This is a genomic window from Sphingomonas sp. P2_B6, assembly GCF_056404755.1.
Genome location: NZ_JBFUDK010000011.1, coordinates 1 through 17,861, shown reverse-complemented (window position 1 = coordinate 17,861; position 17,861 = coordinate 1). Strand labels below are relative to the sequence as shown.

The 17,861-nt window shown below is 67.5% G+C and carries 17 protein-coding genes; 11 read left to right on the top strand and 6 right to left on the bottom strand.

What is annotated here, in order from left to right:
* Window positions 1–2 precede the first annotated feature (2 nt).
* Complete coding sequence (gene aroB / locus AC1DX5_RS15775) at window positions 3–1,112, bottom strand: 3-dehydroquinate synthase (protein ID WP_478016321.1); 1,110 nt, start codon at window positions 1,110–1,112, stop codon at window positions 3–5.
* Window positions 1,109–1,648, bottom strand: a complete 540-nt coding sequence (locus AC1DX5_RS15770; RefSeq protein WP_478016403.1) for a shikimate kinase — start codon at window positions 1,646–1,648, stop codon at window positions 1,109–1,111. The genes aroB and AC1DX5_RS15770 overlap by 4 nt, the downstream gene beginning before the upstream one ends.
* 99 nt (window positions 1,649–1,747) lie before the next feature.
* On the opposite strand from AC1DX5_RS15770, the gene AC1DX5_RS15765 reads away from it, so the two are divergent.
* From AC1DX5_RS15765 to AC1DX5_RS15750, 4 genes are read left to right on the top strand one after another with little or no spacing between them, the layout of a single operon-like run.
* Window positions 1,748–1,885 (top strand): hypothetical protein, encoded by a 138-nt coding sequence (locus tag AC1DX5_RS15765; RefSeq protein ID WP_465173075.1) that lies wholly within the window; start codon window positions 1,748–1,750, stop codon window positions 1,883–1,885.
* Window positions 1,866–3,653 carry a hypothetical protein gene (locus AC1DX5_RS15760; protein WP_465173076.1) on the top strand — a complete coding sequence of 596 codons (1,788 nt, stop codon included), beginning with the start codon at window positions 1,866–1,868 and terminating at the stop codon, window positions 3,651–3,653. Before AC1DX5_RS15765 ends, AC1DX5_RS15760 begins: the two co-directional genes overlap by 20 nt.
* A complete protein-coding gene (locus AC1DX5_RS15755) occupies window positions 3,650–4,567 on the top strand; it encodes a tyrosine-type recombinase/integrase (RefSeq protein ID WP_465173077.1) in 918 nt (305 codons plus the stop codon). Before AC1DX5_RS15760 ends, AC1DX5_RS15755 begins: the two co-directional genes overlap by 4 nt.
* Window positions 4,568–4,579: 12 nt before the next feature.
* A complete protein-coding gene (locus tag AC1DX5_RS15750; protein ID WP_465173078.1) occupies window positions 4,580–5,527 on the top strand; it encodes an acetyl-CoA carboxylase carboxyltransferase subunit alpha in 948 nt (315 codons plus the stop codon).
* A 120-nt stretch (window positions 5,528–5,647) separates the two neighbouring features.
* Here the strand turns inward: AC1DX5_RS15750 and AC1DX5_RS15745 are convergent, their stop codons facing one another.
* Window positions 5,648–5,815, bottom strand: a complete 168-nt coding sequence (locus tag AC1DX5_RS15745) for a Flp family type IVb pilin (protein ID WP_465173079.1) — start codon at window positions 5,813–5,815, stop codon at window positions 5,648–5,650.
* A gap of 127 nt (window positions 5,816–5,942) precedes the next feature.
* Window positions 5,943–6,116, bottom strand: a complete 174-nt coding sequence (locus tag AC1DX5_RS15740; RefSeq protein ID WP_478016320.1) for a Flp family type IVb pilin — start codon at window positions 6,114–6,116, stop codon at window positions 5,943–5,945.
* An 81-nt stretch (window positions 6,117–6,197) separates the two neighbouring features.
* Here AC1DX5_RS15740 and AC1DX5_RS15735 point away from each other — a divergent pair, with 81 nt between their 5' ends.
* Together AC1DX5_RS15735 and AC1DX5_RS15730 are read left to right on the top strand one after the other, a co-directional pair.
* Window positions 6,198–6,614: a (deoxy)nucleoside triphosphate pyrophosphohydrolase gene (locus AC1DX5_RS15735; protein ID WP_478016319.1), complete on the top strand. Its 417-nt coding sequence runs from the start codon at window positions 6,198–6,200 to the stop codon at window positions 6,612–6,614.
* A gap of 73 nt (window positions 6,615–6,687) precedes the next feature.
* Window positions 6,688–8,934, top strand: a complete 2,247-nt coding sequence (locus tag AC1DX5_RS15730; protein ID WP_478016318.1) for a CHASE2 domain-containing protein — start codon at window positions 6,688–6,690, stop codon at window positions 8,932–8,934.
* Window positions 8,935–8,938: 4 nt separating this feature from the next.
* On the opposite strand, the gene AC1DX5_RS15725 is transcribed toward AC1DX5_RS15730, so the two are convergent.
* Entirely contained in the window at window positions 8,939–9,877 is a 939-nt protein-coding gene (locus AC1DX5_RS15725; RefSeq protein ID WP_478016317.1) for a tetratricopeptide repeat protein, read from the bottom strand.
* Window positions 9,878–10,007: 130 nt separating this feature from the next.
* Here AC1DX5_RS15725 and AC1DX5_RS15720 point away from each other — a divergent pair, with 130 nt between their 5' ends.
* The 4 genes from AC1DX5_RS15720 to AC1DX5_RS15705 are packed head-to-tail and all read left to right on the top strand — an operon-like array spanning window position 10,008 to window position 16,011.
* A complete protein-coding gene (locus AC1DX5_RS15720; RefSeq protein ID WP_478016316.1) occupies window positions 10,008–12,461 on the top strand; it encodes a cyclic nucleotide-binding domain-containing protein in 2,454 nt (817 codons plus the stop codon).
* Window positions 12,462–12,481: 20 nt separating this feature from the next.
* Window positions 12,482–13,336, top strand: coding sequence for a hypothetical protein (locus AC1DX5_RS15715; protein WP_478016315.1), 855 nt, complete (start codon window positions 12,482–12,484; stop codon window positions 13,334–13,336).
* Window positions 13,337–13,343: 7 nt separating this feature from the next.
* Window positions 13,344–15,143, top strand: a complete 1,800-nt coding sequence (locus AC1DX5_RS15710) for a cytochrome c3 family protein (protein ID WP_478016314.1) — start codon at window positions 13,344–13,346, stop codon at window positions 15,141–15,143.
* Between the two features lie 19 nt (window positions 15,144–15,162).
* Window positions 15,163–16,011 carry a phosphodiesterase gene (locus tag AC1DX5_RS15705; RefSeq protein WP_478016313.1) on the top strand — a complete coding sequence of 283 codons (849 nt, stop codon included), beginning with the start codon at window positions 15,163–15,165 and terminating at the stop codon, window positions 16,009–16,011.
* 42 nt (window positions 16,012–16,053) lie between these two features.
* Here the strand turns inward: AC1DX5_RS15705 and AC1DX5_RS15700 are convergent, their stop codons facing one another.
* Window positions 16,054–17,361, bottom strand: a complete 1,308-nt coding sequence (locus AC1DX5_RS15700) for a hypothetical protein (RefSeq protein ID WP_478016312.1) — start codon at window positions 17,359–17,361, stop codon at window positions 16,054–16,056.
* Between the two features lie 39 nt (window positions 17,362–17,400).
* On the opposite strand from AC1DX5_RS15700, the gene AC1DX5_RS15695 reads away from it, so the two are divergent.
* Window positions 17,401–17,861: Nif11-like leader peptide family natural product precursor (locus AC1DX5_RS15695; protein WP_478016311.1), on the top strand; the 461-nt coding region annotated here is incomplete at its 3' end.

Below are 17,861 nucleotides of genomic sequence, written 5' to 3'. Positions count from 1 at the left end.
GCTCATCCGGCCCGGCCCGCGTCCGCATCGAGGAACGCGGCGACGTCCTTCAGGTCCACCGATTTGTCGAGAAAAGTCCGGCCGATCCCGCGCGCGAGCAGGAAGGGCAGGGTGCCCGCATCCATCTTCTTGTCATGGAGCATATGCCCGACCAGCGTGTGGCTGTCGGCCTGAATCCCCGCCGCCGCGACGCTGTCGGGCAGGCCGACGGCGCGAAGGTGCGCCGCTACCCGTTCCGCGTCCTGGCCCGGCGCGAGGCCCCTTGCCGCCGAATAGCCGAACGCCAGTGCCATGCCCGCCGCGACTGCCTCGCCATGCAGCAGCCGGTCCGAGAAACCGGCTTCCGCCTCGAGCGCGTGGCCGAAGGTGTGGCCGAGATTCAGCAACGCGCGGACGCCAGTCGTCTCGCGCTCGTCGGCAGCGACGATGCGCGCCTTGGCCGCGACCGAATGGGCAATGGCATGTTCGCGCGCCGCCGGGTCGCCGGCGAGCAGCGCCGCCGCATTGGCCTCGCACCACTCGAAAAAGGCAAAATCGTCGATCAGCCCATATTTCACCACTTCGGCATATCCCGCGCGGACCTGGCGCAGCGGCAGCGTATCGAGCACCTGCGGGTCGATCAGCACCACGGCCGGTTGATGGAAGGCCCCGATCAGGTTCTTCCCGGCGCGCGCATTGATCGCCGTCTTGCCGCCGACCGAGGAATCGACCTGCGCCAGCAAGGTGGTCGGGATCTGCACGAAACCGCAGCCACGCTTGACGATCGCGGTTGCGAAGCCGACCAGATCGCCGATCACGCCGCCGCCCAGCGCGATCACATGGTCGCCCCGCTCCACGCCGAGGTCGAGCAGCCGGTCCGTAAGCTGCTCGAGCGTCGCCCAGCTCTTCGAGCCTTCGCCCGGCGCCAGCACGATCGCCTCGCTCGCCACGCCCGCTTTGGTCAGGGACGTTTGCAGCGTGCCGAGATGCGGCAGGACATTCTCGTCGGTGACGATCGCCATCGTCCGCCCGCGCGACAGTAGCGCGAGGCGCTCTCCCGCCCGTGCCAGTACCCCGTCCTCGATCACCACCTCATAGCTGCGCGCGCCGAGGGAAACGGTGATGCTGGTCATAAGCGCAGGGCTTTCAGGATCGAGTTCACGGTCGATTCGTGCGGCGCGTGATGGCTCGGCACACGGATATGGGCGAGCGCGTAGATCGGATTGCGGATCCTGGCCAGTTCGTCGAGCACCTTGCGCGGATCGCGGTCGCGCAGCAGCGGCCGCGTGTCGCGGCGGCCCACCCGGTCGGCCAGCACGGCCGGATTCGCGTCGAGCCAGATCGCCAGCGCCTGGTTCAGGATCAGCGTGCGGGTGTCGTCGTTGATGAACGCGCCGCCGCCGGTCGCGATCACCTTCGGCGTGCCGTCGATCAGCCGGGCGATCACGCGCCGTTCGCCGTCGCGGAAATGCGCTTCGCCGAATCGCTCGAAGATCTCGGTGATCGACATGCCGGCGGCGGCCTCGATCTCCGAATCGGCGTCGACAAAGGGCAGACGCAGGCGCGTCGCCAGGCGGCGGCCGACGGTGGACTTGCCGGCACCCATCAGCCCTACGAGGACAATCGGCTGGCCGGTCCAGTCCGGGAGAGGGGTGTGTCTTTGCAACATGGAAGCGGGGGCTATACAGCGAGCCCGCGTCTCGGGCAAAAGGCCGCGCGCAGTAGATTTTCTCACGTCCGTAATAACGCGTCTGTACAAGGTTCGCTCATGTCCCGTTCGCTGATAGCGCTCATCGTCATCCTGGTCGTCGTGGTTGGGGGCCTGTTTTTCCTGGCCGGGCGTACGAACGAAAAGCCGCTGACCCGCGTCGAGAAGGTAGTGCCGCTTGCGAATCTCTCGAACTAGCGTCGCGCTCGGCGCGATCGCCGCGGTACTTGTCGGCGTGGGGCTTCCCGCGCTGGGTCAGGACAAGCCCGAATCGCTGTTGCCGCCCGGCTTCGGCGATCCCGTCGCGGCGCCCGCGCCGACCCCCGCGGCCACGCCTTCGGGGTCTGCCACGCCGCGCCCTGCGGCGACGACGCTGACGCCGGAGGACGGTGTCACACCAAGTCCGACACCGTCCGCCACGCCGGGTGTTCCCGCGCCGGTCGATCCGGCATTGCTCGCGCGCTACGACATGCCCGATTATGCGCGCCGGTCGCTGGCATCGGTCGGTCCGGTCGGCCCCGATGGCGGGGGCCTGACGCCGCGCGCCTTCGGCAATGCCGATGGTCCTTATCTCGAAACGCTGATGCGCCGTCTCGATGTGCCGATCGCGTCGCGCTGGCTGTCGATTGCCCTCAGGCGCGCGCTGGTTTCGCGCGTCGACACGCCGCGCGGCATCAATGGCGCCGATTTCGCCGCCGAGCGCGCCTGGCTGTTGCTGCGCATGGGCGAATCGGTCGCGGCACGCGGCGTGGTGCAGAGCGTCGATGGCGACAACTTCACGCCCAAACTCTACGAAATCGCGATGCAGGCCGCGCTGGCGACGGGCGATCCCGGCGCCCTGTGTCCAGTCGCTGACGGCGGCGCCCAGCTGCGCCGCGAGCGCGCCTGGGTCGTGGCGCAGGCAATCTGTGCCGGTCTCGCTGGCGAACCGCGCAAGGCCGAGGCACTGATGAAGGCGGCGCGCAACAACGGTCTCGTCAACGGAATCGACCTGTTCCTGGCCCAGAAGGTCGCCGGCACCGGCGCGCGCGGGCAGCAGGCGGTGACGATCGAATGGGACAGTGTCGATCGCCTTACCGCGTGGCGCTACGGCCTCGCCAGCGCGACGGCGGTCGAGATCCCCGAAGCCTTGTTCGCCACCGTCTCCCCCAACGTCCAGGCGTGGCGCGCGCAATCCCCTGTGCTGGTGGCCCGCATGCGCGCGGCGCCCGCCGAGCAGGCCGCGGTGCGCGGCGTCTTCTCGAATGCGGCGCTGGTCGACCTCTACGGCGAGATCGACGAGGACGATCAGTCCTCAGCCGAGAATGGCGTCGCCCGGGATCTGCGCAGCGCCTATTCCGCGGCCGACATGCAGGGCCGGCTCGACGCGCTGAAGCAGCTCTGGGATCAGCCGAAGACGGCGGACGCGCGTTTCGCTCGCCTGATCCTGACCGCGCGCGCCGCGGCGCGGATCCCCGCCGGCACGCAGGGCGCTGACGCCGACCGTATCGTCGCCTCGATGCTCACGGCCGGAATCGATCGTGGTGCGATGCGCTGGCGGGCGAGCGTGCCTGCCGGCGGCGATGCCTGGGCGATGCTTGCCCTGGCCGATCCGGCATCGGCCTCGTCGAGCTGGTCGGACGTCAACCGCTACGCGGGTGCTGGCGAGTCGAGCGGCCTGAAGAAGCGCCTGTTCTTCGCCGGCATGGCGGGGCTGGGCCGCCTGTCGGCGGACGACGTGGAGCGCGGTGCGCGCTCGCTCGATGTGGCGATCGGGGTCGACAATGCCTGGACTCGCGCGCTCAGCCGTGCCGCGCGCGGGCGTGAGCCCGGAACGGTGCTGCTGCTGGCCGCGGTCGGCATGCAGACCCGGCTGTGGCGGGGGGTGCCGCCCGAGGCGCTCTATCATATCGTCACCGCGCTGAGGGTGGTGGGGCTCGAGGCGGAGGCACGGATGATCGCCGCCGAGGCGCTGGCGCGACTTTGACCGGCACGCCCGGCCCGGGCAGCGACCGAGCGCTGATCGAGCGCTTCCTCGAGATGATGGCCGCCGAGGCCGGGGCCGCGAAGAACACCATCGCTGCCTATCGCAGCGACCTAGCGCTTGCGTCCTCCTTCCTGGCGGGCGGTCTCGCGGCCGCCTCGGCGGCCGATCTCGCCCGTCTCGGTGATCAGTGGCTCGATCTGTCCCGATCGAGCGTCGCGCGCAAATCGGCCGCGCTTCGCCGTTTCTTCGCCTTTCTTGCCGATGAAGGCCACCGCACCGACGATCCCGGCGCCGCCTTGCCCCGGCCGGGGGCGCAGCGCGCTTTGCCCAAGGTGCTCGGTCATGACGATGTCGACCGGCTGTTCGCGGCGATCGCTGAGCGGATCGAGCGCGTGCCGCCCGATCCCAACGATCTCCGGCTCTCCGCGCTGGTCGAGCTGCTCTACGGCTCGGGCCTGCGCGCCACGGAACTGGTCTCGCTCCCGCGCAACGCGATAGCGCCCGATCGCCCCTATCTCATCCTGCGCGGCAAGGGCGGTCGCGAACGGCTGGTGCCGATCTCGGATCGCGCCCGTGCCGCGGTGGCGGCGTGGCGCGCTCATGTCGCGACCGATCGCCCGTGGCTCTTCCCCTCGGGCAAGAGCTTCCTGTCGCGCGTTCGGCTCTACCAGCTGCTCAAGGGGCTCGCGGCGGAGGCGGGCATCCCGCCCGACCGGGTCAGCCCTCACGTCCTGCGCCATGCCTTTGCGACTCATCTGCTCGCGGGTGGCGCCGATCTGCGCGCGCTTCAGTCGATGCTGGGCCATGCCGATATCGCCACGACGGAAATCTATACCCATGTCGATGCCAGTCGGCTGGTAGAGTTGGTTAACACCCGCCATCCCCTCGTTGACGTGAAGAGGCGCGGGGCCTAACCGACGCGGCCGATGGCAAGCTTCCTCGATTTCGAGAAACCGATCGCCGAGCTCCAGGGCCGGATCGACCAACTCCGTGAGACCGCAGCCGATGGCGCGGTCGATATCGATTCGGAGGTCGCCCGGCTCCAGGCGAAATCCGACAAGCTCCTGCGCGACACCTATTCCCGGCTGACGCCCTGGCAGAAGACGCTGGTCGCTCGTCACGGCGAGCGCCCGCACTTCAAGGACTATGTCGCCGGGCTGTTCGACGATTTCATGCTGCTCGCCGGAGACCGCGCGTTCGGCGACGATCAGGCGATCCTCGGCGGCTTCGCGAACTTCCGCGGGCGCAAGGTCATGGTGATCGGCCATGAAAAGGGCGACGACACCGCCAGCCGCCTCCGCCACAATTTCGGCATGGGCAAGCCCGAGGGCTATCGCAAGGCGATTCGCCTGATGCAGCTCGCTGACCGGTTCGGCCTGCCCGTGCTGACTCTGGTCGATACCTCGGGTGCCTTTCCCGGCGTCCAGGCCGAGGAACGCGGCCAGGCCGAAGCCATCGCCCGCTCGACCGAGCAATGCCTCGCGCTCGGCGTGCCGTTGATCTCGGCGGTGGTGGGGGAGGGCGGCTCGGGCGGCGCGATCGCGCTCGCCGCCGGCAACAAGGTGCTGATGTTTGAGCACGCGGTCTATTCGGTGATCTCGCCCGAGGGCTGTGCCTCGATCCTGTGGCGCACCGCCGACAAGGCGGCCGAGGCGGCCGAGGCGATGAAGGTGACGGCGCAGGACCTGAAGGAACTGGGCGTGATCGACACGATCGTGCCCGAGCCGCTGGGCGGCGCGCACCGCGATCCCGCGCTTGCCATCGCCAGCCTGGGCGATGCGCTCGATGGCGCGTTGGCTGAATTGGGTAATCAGGGCGCCGATCAGTTGCGCCGCGGGCGACGCGACAAATTCCTGGCGATCGGCAGGCTCTAAAATCTGCCCTGTCTTTCCGCGAGCGGGAGCTGAAGGAAAGAAGTATATTTTCGATGGCAACACGAAAAGGGCGGCGGAACCGAAGTTCCGCCGCCCCGATTTCGTCAAGCTGGTAAGAGCTTACGAAGCCTTCATGTTCGACGAGACGTTCTCGAAGGTGGTGCGCAGCTGGTTGCCCAGGCCCTGCATCGCGGCGATCGCGGCGACGGCGATCAGTGCGGCGATCAGGCCGTATTCGATTGCGGTGGCGCCCTTGCTGTTCTTGATGAACTTGCGGATGGTCTGCATGATTCCGGTCTCCAATGGTCTAAAGCTTCAGTACCCGGCTGATCCGGTGAACCGGGCCAGCAAGCTCAAACTAGAATCGCAAGGTTGAGAAACATTTAAGCCGCTCCAGGAAATTTTACGGGGTCGGTCAGTGGCCCGAGCGCGCGTTTTCCATTTTCGTGTTGACGTTGCCCCACATGTCGGTCGTGGTCCGCGCGACCTGGGTGAAGGACGCGATCATGGTGATGACGACGAGCGCCGCGATCAGGCCATATTCGATTGCGGTGGCGCCCTTGCGGTTCTTCACCAGCGTCCTGATCATGTTGCGCGCCATTGATGGTTGGTCCCGGCTGGAAAAATCCCCCGAACGTTAATGTAGGAGCGTTAATGAATGGCGAAGGCCATGGAAGATGTTGTCATAGCAGGGCTTTTTCCGGTCGTCGCGGTGGCGCTGATCGATCGTGAAGGCCGGGTGCTGGTGCAGAAGCGACCCGTGGGCAAGATGATGGCGGGCCTTTGGGAGTTCCCCGGCGGCAAGGTCGAGCCGGACGAGACGCCGGAAGCGGCACTCATCCGCGAACTCGCCGAGGAACTGGGCATCGTCGTGAACCCGGCTCAGCTCGAACCCGCCGCCTTTGCCAGCGAGCCCCTTGCCGGCCGTCACCTGCTGCTGCTGCTCTATATCTGCCGGGCCTGGCACGGCACGCCGCGCGCGCTGCATGCGGAGGAACTTTTATGGTGCCTGCCGGAGGCATTGCACGATCTCGACATGCCGCCCGCTGACCTGCCGCTGATCGGGCGGCTGATGGCGCTGGTCTGAGCAAGGCGTCCGAAACTGGGGCCGATCCGTATTCTGTGATACACACAGGTGGGCGAACCCCGGGGGAGGGAGAATGGCGGGACGGCCTTTGCTCAAGGGCCTGCGGGCAAAGGCCTGGGTGATTCTGCCCGGGCTTGCCGTGCTCGCGGTCACGCTGGGCCTGCAGATGGTCGGCGTGCCGGCGATCGACCGAATCGGGTCCTTACTGTTCGACAGTTATCAGCGCGCCAAGCCGCGACCCTGGCAGGATGCCGGCGTCCGTATCGTCGATATCGATGACGAGACCCTGCGCCGGCTGGGCCAATGGCCCTGGCCCCGCACTGACATTGCCGAGCTGACCAGGCGCCTGACCGAGGCAGGCGCCGCCACGGTGGCCTTCGACATCGTCTTTTCGGAACCCGACCGCACCTCGCCGACTCAGCTGGCCGAGCGCGTGAAGCGGCAGGGCGGCGATGCGCGGGTCGTCGCGGCGCTCGACACGCTGCCCGACAATGATGCCGTGCTCGCCGATACCTTCAGGACGTCGACCGTCGCGCTGGCCTTTTTCCTGACCGGCGAGAAGAAGGGTGGTCAGGTCGAGCCGAAGATGGGCTTCGCGGTTGCCGGCTCGCCGCCGAGCACTGGCAAGGCGACCTATACGGGCGCGATCCAGCCATTGCCCATACTGCGCGACGCGGCCGCCGGCCTCGGCTTCGTCAGCCTGCCGCCCGACAGCGACGGCATCGTGCGCAAGGCACCGTTGATTTCGACTCAGAACGGCCAGCTGCTGCCCGCGCTCTCGCTCGAGGCGCTCCGCACTGCCTATCGCACTCAGTCGGTGATCGTGAAATCCAGCGATGCCAGTGGCGAATTGGGAAGCGGCGGGCCCAACGTCGTGTCGCTCAAGGTCGGCGATTCGGAGGTGCCGACGACTCGGTCGGGCCAGCTCGTAATATATTACACGGCGCCGCATCCCGAACGGATCGTGCCGGCGTGGAAGGTCATGACGGGCCGGATGTCGGCGGCCGAGATGGAGCGCAACTTCGCGGGGCAGGTCGTCTTTGTCGGCACCAGCGCGCAGGGACTCTACGACCTGAAATCGACCCCGCTCGCCGAGACCGAGCTCGGCGTGGTGATCCACGCCCAGGCGCTCGAGCAGATCATCACGAAGAGCTTCCTGCGCCAGCCCGACTGGGCGCGGGGTGCCGAGCGCGCGGCCTTGCTCGTCCTCGGCCTGATCATGGCTTTCTCGTTGCCCTGGCTCGGCGCGACGCGCGGCGCGGTCCTCGGCATGGTGATGGTGGGCGGCCTGGCCGGCGGCAGCTGGATGGCGTTCAGCCGCGACCAGCTGCTGCTCGATCCCACCTGGCCGGTGCTCGGCCTTACATTGGTCTATGTCATCGAGACGGCACTGACCTATTACCGCGAGGAACGGCAGCGCGCGTATATCCACCAGGCGTTCGACCGCTATCTCTCGCCCGACATGGTGAAGCGCATCGTCGACGATCCCGGCAGCCTCGAGCTTGGCGGCGAGGAGCGCGAGATGACCGTGCTGTTCTGCGACATCCGCGGCTTCTCCAGGCTATCGGAGAAGCTGACTCCGCAGGAGATCATCCAGTTCCTGATCGCGTTCCTGACGCCGATGTGCGACATCCTGCTCGCCCGCAAGGCGACGATCGACAAGTTCATCGGCGATGCGGTGCTGGCTTTCTGGAACGCCCCGCTCGACGACCCCGATCAATATGCCAATGCCGCCCGCGGCGCGCTCGGCATGACCCGGCGGCTGCGCGAGATCAATCTCGCGATGCGCGGCCAGACCGGGGGCGTATGGCCGGGCGAGGTTTGCATCGGCATCGGCCTCAACGCCGGGCCCTGCTGCGTCGGCAATATGGGCTCGGCGCAGCGGCTCAATTATTCGCTGATCGGCGACACGGTGAATCTCGCCTCGCGCATCGAGGGGCTGACCAAATATTACGGCGTGCAGATCGCGATCGGCGAGGACCTGCGTCGCCATCTGCCCCAGTTCGCCATCGTCGCACTCGATCATGTCCGCGTCGTCGGCCGTGACGCGCCCGAGGAGATCTTCGCCCTGCTCGGCGACGAAAGCCTGGAGCAGGAGGCAAGCTTCCGCAACTTCGCGCTACGCCATCAGGCCATGCTCGAAGCCTATCGAGCGCAGGACTGGGCAAAGGCCGACGCGCTGGCCGAAACGGGGCAGGGGTCCGCGACCAGCTATGGCCTGCGCAAATTCTATCTGCTGATCCGCGATCGGATCGCCCATTTCGCGGCCAATCCGCCGGGTGAGGCTTGGGATGGGGTGTTCTCGGCGACCGAGAAATAGGGCTCTACGATCCCGGCACCCCAAGCGCCTTCGCTTCCGCCTCGATCCGCGCCTGCGCCCCCGGATTGGCCGCCACCGCACTCTTCAGTGCCGCACTTGCTTTGGCCGGCTCGCCCAGGGTCATCCGGCTGCGCATCAGCATGACCCAGCCATCGACATTGTCCGGATTGGCCTGGAGCTTCGCCTCCAGCCCCGCGACCATGTTCTGCACCATCGCATCCTGCTCGTGCGGCGGCAGGGCGGCGGCGGCGCGCATCTGCTCGGCGTTCGGTCCGGGGATCGGCGCCGTCGCGGTCGCGCCGTCGGGCACCAGCGGATGCGGCGCCGGCTGCTTCACCGCGGCCAGCCGGCCGGCCACGTCGATCCCGTTGATCTTGCCGACCTGCTCGATCGTCCGACGCAGATCGCGTTCCCAGAGCGCGCCCGGCGGCGTGTCCTGCAGCAAGGCGAACCAGTCGGTGATCGCGCCCTTGTGGTCGGCCGCCAGGTCGCGCGCCACCGCCAGGAAATAACGCGCGCGGGGGTCCTTCGGGTCGATCGCCGCTGCCTTGCGGAAGGCGTCGAGCGCCGGCGCCGGCATCGGGCTGTCGGCGCTGGCCATCACCCGCGCTTCGCCCAGCGCGGACCAGAGATCGGCGCGTCCGGCGGCGATCCGGGTGCCGCGCTCATAGGCCTGTGCCGCCTCGGCATGGCGGCCGAGATCGGTCTGCGCCTGCCCGAGCGCGAGCCATGCCTCAGGATCATTCGGCGTCGTTCGTGTCCGTTCCTCGATCGCGGCAAGTGTTGGCGGCCCGCCGGGCGCAGGCGAAGCCACGGAGGAAGGGTCTTTTTTCTCGAGACCGCCGCTACCCAACACCGACCAGCCTATCGCGACGACAAGAATCACCCCCGCGAATACCAGCAGGATCAGTCCGGTCCTCGACTTTTGCTTGCCCGGTTCCATCACTATCCTTTGGCTTTACCTTGTTGAGGCTGGCGCCGAGCGCACATCCTGCTAGTGTGTACCGGCCAGCGGCAAATGCAATCCTGAACGGACCTGCATCCGCCGCGGCGGGTGCTTTGGGGGAGTGTGCGTGACGGACCGGGTCCGCATCGCGATCATCGGCTCGGGTCCCGCGGGGCTGAGCGCCGCCGCGCGCGCCGCCCAGCTCAGGCTCAGCCATGTCCTGCTGGAAAAGACCGACCATCTCTCGGACACGATCTTCAAATACCAGAAGGGCAAGCACGTCATGGCGACGCCCAGCCAGCTCGTGCTCCGCTCCGACATGGAGTTCGACGCGGGCAAGCGTGAGGTCATCCTCGGCATCTGGGACAAGCTCGCCGCGAGCCACGGCATCAATATCCGCTACCGCAGCGAGGTGAAGGCGATCGAAGGCGAGCGCAGCGATTTCCGCATCGCGCTCACGGACGGCTCCGTCGTCAACGCCGAAACGGTCGTGCTGGCGATCGGTACCCAGGGCAATCCCAATCTGATGCGTTGCACCGGATCGACCCTGCCGCACGTCCAGTATCAGCTCGACGATCCCGGCGAATATGTCGACGAGCATATCACCGTAATCGGCTCGGGCGATGCGGGCATCGAGAATGCGCTCGGCCTCGCCGCCGATATGGCGCAGGGCAATGTCGTCACCATCCTCAACCGCTCCGCCGATTTCGCCCGGTCAAAGACCGCCAACGTCAAATTGCTCAACGAGGCGGCGGATGCCGGGCGCATCTCGATCCGGCTGGAGACCACCCCCGCCGAGGTTCGCCCGGGCGAACTGGTGCTCGAAACCCGCGACGGGCAGGAGACCATCCGTTGCGACCGGATCATCGCCCGCATGGGCTCCGCCGCACCCCGCGCTTTTGTCGAAAGCTGCGGCATTGAGTTCAGCAGCGCCGACCGCGAGGCATTCCCGAAACTCTCGCCCGTGTTCGAATCGACCAAGCCCGGCATCTTCGTGATCGGCGCGCTCGCCGGCTATCCGCTGATCAAGCATTGCATGAACCAGGGCTATGACGTCGTCGAGTTCATCAACGGCAATATCAGCCTGAAGCCCGCTGACGAGCCGATCCTCCAGGCCAAATTCGCCCGCCTCAAGGCGAAGCGCTCGGTCGACGACTGGCTGGAGATGCTCCGCGCCAACATCACCATCCTCCACGACCTGTCGCCGCTGCAGATGCGCGAGTTCATGCTCGATTCCGAAGTGCGCTCCTACAAGGCGGGCGAAGTGATCGTCGAACGCGCCGATCCCGGCTCCTCGCTGTTCGCGATCGCTGAGGGTACCGCGCTGGTTCAAGTCGACAGGGGCGATCCCTCGATCACCGTCCCGATCGAACAGGGTTCGATCTTCGGCGAGGTCGGCCTGATCTCCGGCCGCCGCCGCGGCGCCACGGTGCGCGCCGGCACCGACATGATCGCGGTCGAGGTCTCGCGCACCGCCGCGCTCAAGCTGATGGCGTCGGTTCCCGCCGCGAAGCGCGCGGTGACGCGCATCTCGGTCGAGCGCCAATTGCTTCAGCTGTTCGGCTCGGGCCTCACCTCAACGGACATCGCCGAACTGCTCGATTCGTCGGAAATCCATACGGTGCGCGCTGGCGAGCCGATCATCACGGAAGGCGAGGCGGGCGAGGACATCTTCGTCATCCGCGTCGGCAGCATGATCGTCGAGAAGAATGTCGGCGGCAAACCCGTCTTCCTCTCCTATCTTCCCGCCGGCTCCTATGTCGGCGAAATGGCGCTGATCGGCGGCGGCAAGCGCACCGCCACGGTCAAGGCAGCGATCAAGTCCGAGGTCATCAAGCTCCCCGGTGCCGCTTTCCGCCGCCTGATGGAGGCGAAACCGCGCCTCCTGGAAAAGGCCCGCGCCGACATGGCGCAGCGCCAGAACATCAATGCGTTCGTCGAGAGCCGCAAGGACAGCTTCTCCGGCGTGGTCGACATGTATTCGCAAACCGCGACCTTCCTCGTCGAAAACGGCATCGGCGAAGCGACCGACGTACTGCTGATCGACGAGAATCTGTGCGTCGGCTGCGACAATTGCGAAAAGGCCTGCGCCGACAGCCATGAAGGCCTGTCCCGGCTCGATCGCGAGGCCGGGCGCACTTATGCCCATCTCCACGTCCCGACCAGCTGCCGGCATTGCGAGCACCCGCATTGCATGGCCGATTGCCCGCCCAACGCGATCCATCGCGGTCCGGACGGCGAGGTGGTGATCGACGACACCTGCATCGGCTGCGGCAATTGCCAGCGCAACTGCCCCTATGGCGTGATCCGCATGGACAGCGTGCCGCCGAAGAAACCGGGCCTGCTCAGCTGGATGTTCCTCGGCATCGGCCCCGGCCCGGGCGAGCCGACGAAGAAATGGCGGTACAAACACGCGAAGCCAGGGGTCGAGAAACCCAAGAAAGCCATCAAGTGCGACATGTGCTCAGGCATCGATGGCGGCCCGGCCTGTGTCCGCGCCTGCCCGACGGGCGCCGCGATCCGCGTCGCGCCTGAGGAATTTCTCGACGTGGCGCGGCTCGAACAAGGGACTCAGTCATAGCCAGCCGCGCCTCCCGTGGAGTGGCGCGCCCGGGCAAGGTCGCGCTGCACGAGGGATTCCTGCGCCACAAAAGCTTCCGTTGGCTCAAGATCGCGCTCGCCGTCAGCCTGATCGCGATCCTCGGCTATGCCCTGATCGACGTGACGCCGCGTCCCAATGGCGGCTCGCCCTATGGCTATACGCTCGGCACGATCGGCGTGCTGCTGATCCTCTGGCTCAGCCTGCTGGGGGTGCGCAAACGCGCGATGACCAGCGGCCGATGGTCGTTAAAGGCCTGGACCAGCGCGCATGTCTATCTCGGGCTCAGCCTGATCGTCATCGCGACCCTGCACACCGGCTTCCAGTTCGGCTGGAACGTGCACACCCTCGCTTATGCGTTGATGCTGCTGGTGGTCCTTTCGGGCCTCTACGGCATCACCGTCTACGCCGCGATTCCGCGCTATCTCAGCACCAATCGCGAGGAGATGACTCAGACCCAGATGCTCGATGCGCTCCGCGCGATCGATCGCCAGCTCCACGACGCCGCCCAGCCGCTCGGCCAGCGCCAGGCCGAGCTGGTTCGCATTTCGCTCGAACAGGACCCGTTCGGCGGCGGCCTGATCGCGCGCCTGTCGGGCCGCTACCCGCGCTGCGCGACCTTGCGCACCTTCGACACCATTCGCGAACGCACCGGCCCGCGCCCCGATATCGGCGACGATCCGCTCGAACGCGTCGACGCCCTGCTCGACCGCAAGCTGGCGATGCTGGCGCAGCTCCGGCGGCATCTGCGGCTCAAGGCGATGCTGGAGATCTGGCTCTACATCCACATACCCTTCACCTTCGCGCTGATCGCCGCGCTCACCGCGCATATCGTCAGCGTGTTCTTCTACTGGTGACGGGCGCGTGACCTTTCTCCTCCGCCAGATCAGCTTCACCGCGGATCACCGCGAGATCGTGCGGACGACCCGGATCGACAGCGATGCCGTGACGATTGGCCGCGGTGCCGAGAACGATATTGCGCTGCCCGATCTCGGCGTCGACCCACGCCACGCCCGGATCGAGCGCCGCGACGACCGTTATGTTGCCGTCGTCGCGCTCGGCACCTTGGGCTTCGAGATCGACGGCCGCACCGTACGGCGCGGCGAGATCAACGCCGCCAGGGGCGCCGAGCTCGGTTTCGGCGGCCACCGCATCACCGTGACGCGCGATGCCGGGGGGCAGATCGTGCTGACCGTCGCGCGGGTCGGGGCGATCTCCGACACCGCGGAAGAGCGCGAGGAAGCGAACGCCTATTCGCTCAAGGGCCTGCTCCCGGGCAAGCGCTCGACCGCCTGGCTACTCGTCGCGGCGGTGTTGCTCGGCTTCCTCGCCTGGCCTGTCTGGAGCTATCTCAACCGCGACCGTGCCGATACCCGCAGCATCTATACGCTCAGGGCCGACCATAGCTGGTCGAGCGGCCCGCTCAGCCAGGCGCACCATGCGCTGGAGGGCAAGTGCGAGGCCTGCCACGTCAAGGCGTTCGTCTCGGTCCGCGACGACAGCTGCAGGGCCTGCCACAAGGACGTGCACGACCACGCGCCGCCCGCGCGTATAGCGGGTGCCCGGGAAGCGCCCGATTTCACCGGCCGGATGCTGGCGAAAGTCGCCCAGACCTTCGGCAAGCCCGGTCCCGGCGCCTGTGTCGATTGCCACACCGAACATGAAGGCGCCGGGCCGATGCCGCCGACGCCTCAGGCCTTTTGTGCCGACTGCCATGGCTCGCTCAAGACTCGGCTGACCGACACGAAAATCGGCAACGCCGGCGATTTCGGCACCAGCCATCCGCAATTCCAGCCGCTGATCGCGACCGTGCCGGGTGCCACGCCCGTGCTGGCGCGTGCGTCGCTCGATCGCCTGCCGACCGAGCACAACGGCCTGAAATTCCCCCACAAGCTCCACCTCGACACGCGCGGCGGCGTCGCGCGCATGGCGCAGACGATGAAGGCGCGGAACGGTTTCGGCGATGCGCTGGTCTGCGCCGATTGCCACAAGCCGAGTGCCGATGGCGTCCGTTTCCTGCCGGTTCAAATGGAGCAGAATTGCCAGATGTGCCACAGCCTCGGCTTCGACCGGATCGGCGGCACGGTGCGCACCTTGCGGCACGGCGACGTCCCGCAGATGATCGCCGATCTGCGCGCGACCTACCGTGCGAACCTGCCCAGCGCGCCCGGCCCGGGCGATCGCCGCCGCCCCGGCGTCTATGCCCCGGGCCAGGTCTATCACGCCTATTTCGGCCCGGGCGGGCGGCCCGGCAATGCCGATGCCGCGATCAGGGCGGTGTTCACGAAGAACGGCGCCTGTTTTGATTGCCATGTCGTCACGCCACCAGGGGCGGGCGGGGCGGCCGACTGGACAGTGCTGCCGGTGCATCAGCCGATGCGCTACATGATGCACGGCTGGTTCGATCACGCCGCGCACCGGACCGAGAAGTGCGAGAGCTGCCACACCGCCCAGCAATCCAGCTCGGCGGAGGACCTGATCCTGCCGGGTATCAGGACTTGCCGCACCTGCCACGCCGGCGAGAGCACGGCGGCCAAGGTGCCGTCGGGCTGCGCCATGTGCCACAGCTATCACGCCAGTGCTGGCGCGCCCTGGATGCCCTCGACAATCAGGGCCCGCATCCGCACGCTGCCGGTCGCCGTACCTGCGTCGGGTCCGCCATAACAACCAGGGAGAGGGGATCATGCTGATCGCGCAGATCACCGACATCCATCTCGGTTTCGATCCGGGCAATCCGGACGAGACCAACCGCCAGCGCCTCGACCGGGTGCTGGCCGAACTGACGACAGGCCGGAATCGCCCTGACCTGATGGTCGCGACCGGCGACCTGGCCGATCGCGGCGATGCCGAAAGCTATGCCCGCCTCGCCGAAGCGCTCGGCGCCTGTCCGTTCCCGGTCTATCCCTGTCTCGGCAATCACGACGACCGCGCCAATTTCGCCCGGGCCTTCCCGCAGGTGCCGTCGGTCGCGGGCTTCGTTCAGTACGGCATCATGCTGCCGGGGCTGCGCATCATCGTCCTCGATACGCTGGAGGTTGGGCGGCACGGCGGCGGCTTCTGCGAGGTGCGTGCGGCATGGCTCGGGGCCCAACTCGCCGAGGATTCTGACACGCCGACGGTGATCGTCATGCACCACCCGCCGCTCGATGTCGGCATCGAATGGATGGATCCGGGCCCGGACCAGCCCTGGATCGCGCGCTTCACCGACGCGATCGCCGGACATCGCCAGATCCGCGCGATCTGGTGCGGCCATCTCCACCGGCCGATCGTCACCCTGTGGAACGGGATCGCCGTCACCATCGGTGGCGCCACCGGGGCGGAACTGTCCCTCGACCTTTCGCCGATCGACCCCGACCGTCCGGACGGCCGCCCGATGGTCAGCGACGGTCCGCCCGGCTACACGCTGCACCGCTGGGAAGGGGGACGCCTGGCAAGCCATTTCGATACCGTGCAGGACCATGCCATCCTCGCGGCGTTCGACGACGGCATGCAGCCGCTGGTGCGGCAGATGTTCGAGGAACGGTCGGGTTGAGGGAGCCCCCGGCCTGACCGGCGTCGCGCGGTTCGTCCATGTTCACGCCGCAAATCCGGGCCAAGTGCGCACCGTCTCCGCGATATAGTCGCGCATCACCCGGTGCACCTCGCCGCCGGTAAGCCGGCCATCGCGGAAATCGCGCGTGAGCGCCGCCGTGAACAGCGTCGCTCCTTCGCCGTCCTTGCGCTTGCCTCGGCCGGGATTGGTCGCGCTGTGTGCGCCGAACCCCCATCTCTCGACCGACAGGGCAAGCGCCGGAACCGGCTGCACGAAATGCGGGTCGTTGGGCCACAATCCCGCGCTCCAGTTCAGCAGGCGCCCATATCCCATGCTGACCAGCGGATCGTCGAAACGCTCGCGCACCTGATATTGGCCGAAATCGACCAGCTGCGCGTCGAACGATGTCCGGTCGTCCGGCGCGCGCACGGTCTGGATGTTCATGCCGTCCCCGGCGAGCCGGCGCGCACCCCGCATCCAGCCGCGCACCGTCGCCGCATCGTCGGGCGAAAGGCTCGACACGAGCGTTCCGGCGTAGGAAGCGATCAGTTCCTCCTCGTCGTGAAACAGGAAGCGTGTGCCGCGGTTCGCCGAGGTGATCCCATAGTGACGCAGCAACAGCTCGATCTCGACCTTCACCGCCTCGTCGCGCGAGCCGCTGATAGGCAGATCGACATTGCCCCGTGCCCGACGATGGGCGCGTCGCACCATGATCCCCGCGGGCTCGACGGCCCCGGACCGTGAGGTCGCGCCGAAGCCCGTGTCGATGAACCCATAGACCGGCACGGTGGAGAAATGGGGCGCCGCATGCCGGAAGACGGCCTCGATGACCCATTGGAACAGGATCTCGCGCAATCCGTCGCGCATTAGCAGCAGGCCGTTGCTGTGCACGTCGAGCGCGGGCGCACAATTCGGTTCCCGGCCGGTGCCCTTCAGATCCAGCAGTCCGCATCCGGTGTCCGACAGAAAGGCACGGCCATAGCGCGTGGGTCGCCACACCCGGCGGGGCTCGTCGCGGGTGGCGATTGGCGTGTTCGTGATGTCCTGCGCCGCCTGCGTCACCGAGATGAGCGCGGCGTGCTCGATCAGCCATGCCTCACGCACGGCGTCGCACTGATCGGGCCGGCAACCGCCCGCTGCCAGGGCATCGTCCCGCAACAAGGGGAAGTCGTTCTGCAACAAGGCATGGTCGGCAAAGACCAGGCGCGCGTCGGCGAGCGGCAGCGCGGTGTCGGGTCGAAGGCCATCGTCATCCAGGTCGCCGATGCGGCGCGGAATCACGGTGTCGTGAAACAAGGGGCAAGGCGGTGGTATCGGCTCGCCCGGCATCTCGACTCTGCTTCCTTCCATGATAGGGTGGTATTCAATTACCAATCGGGGAGCGGAACGATGGCTGAAGACGAACAGGGTGCCAAGTCACCCAACGATCCAGCCGGGGCCGCACGCGCGGGCGGACAGGCATTGACGGGGCAGGGCGAGACGTCGGGCGCCGAACCGGTCAGCCAGTCGCTCCCGCCCATCGAGCAGTTCCAGCGCGTATTGCTCCGGGATCCCGCCTTGCAGGAAACGCTGGCGCGCGCGCAATCGCACGACGCGTTCCTCGATGCGGCGGTCCAGCTGGGCAACGATCACGGCTACGCCTTCACCAGGGACCAGCTGCAGGCGCACATCGCCACGCTGGAACAACGACAGGCGGTGAGCGACGATACCGCGCCGCAGGCCGACCCGATCCAGTATCTGCAGTCGTCGCCGGAACCCCCGGGGCCGCCTCCACCCCCGCCGCCGGCGCCCCTGCCGCCGTCACCGCCGCCGCCTCCGCCGTCGCCGGAGCCCCCGGGGCCGCCGCCTCC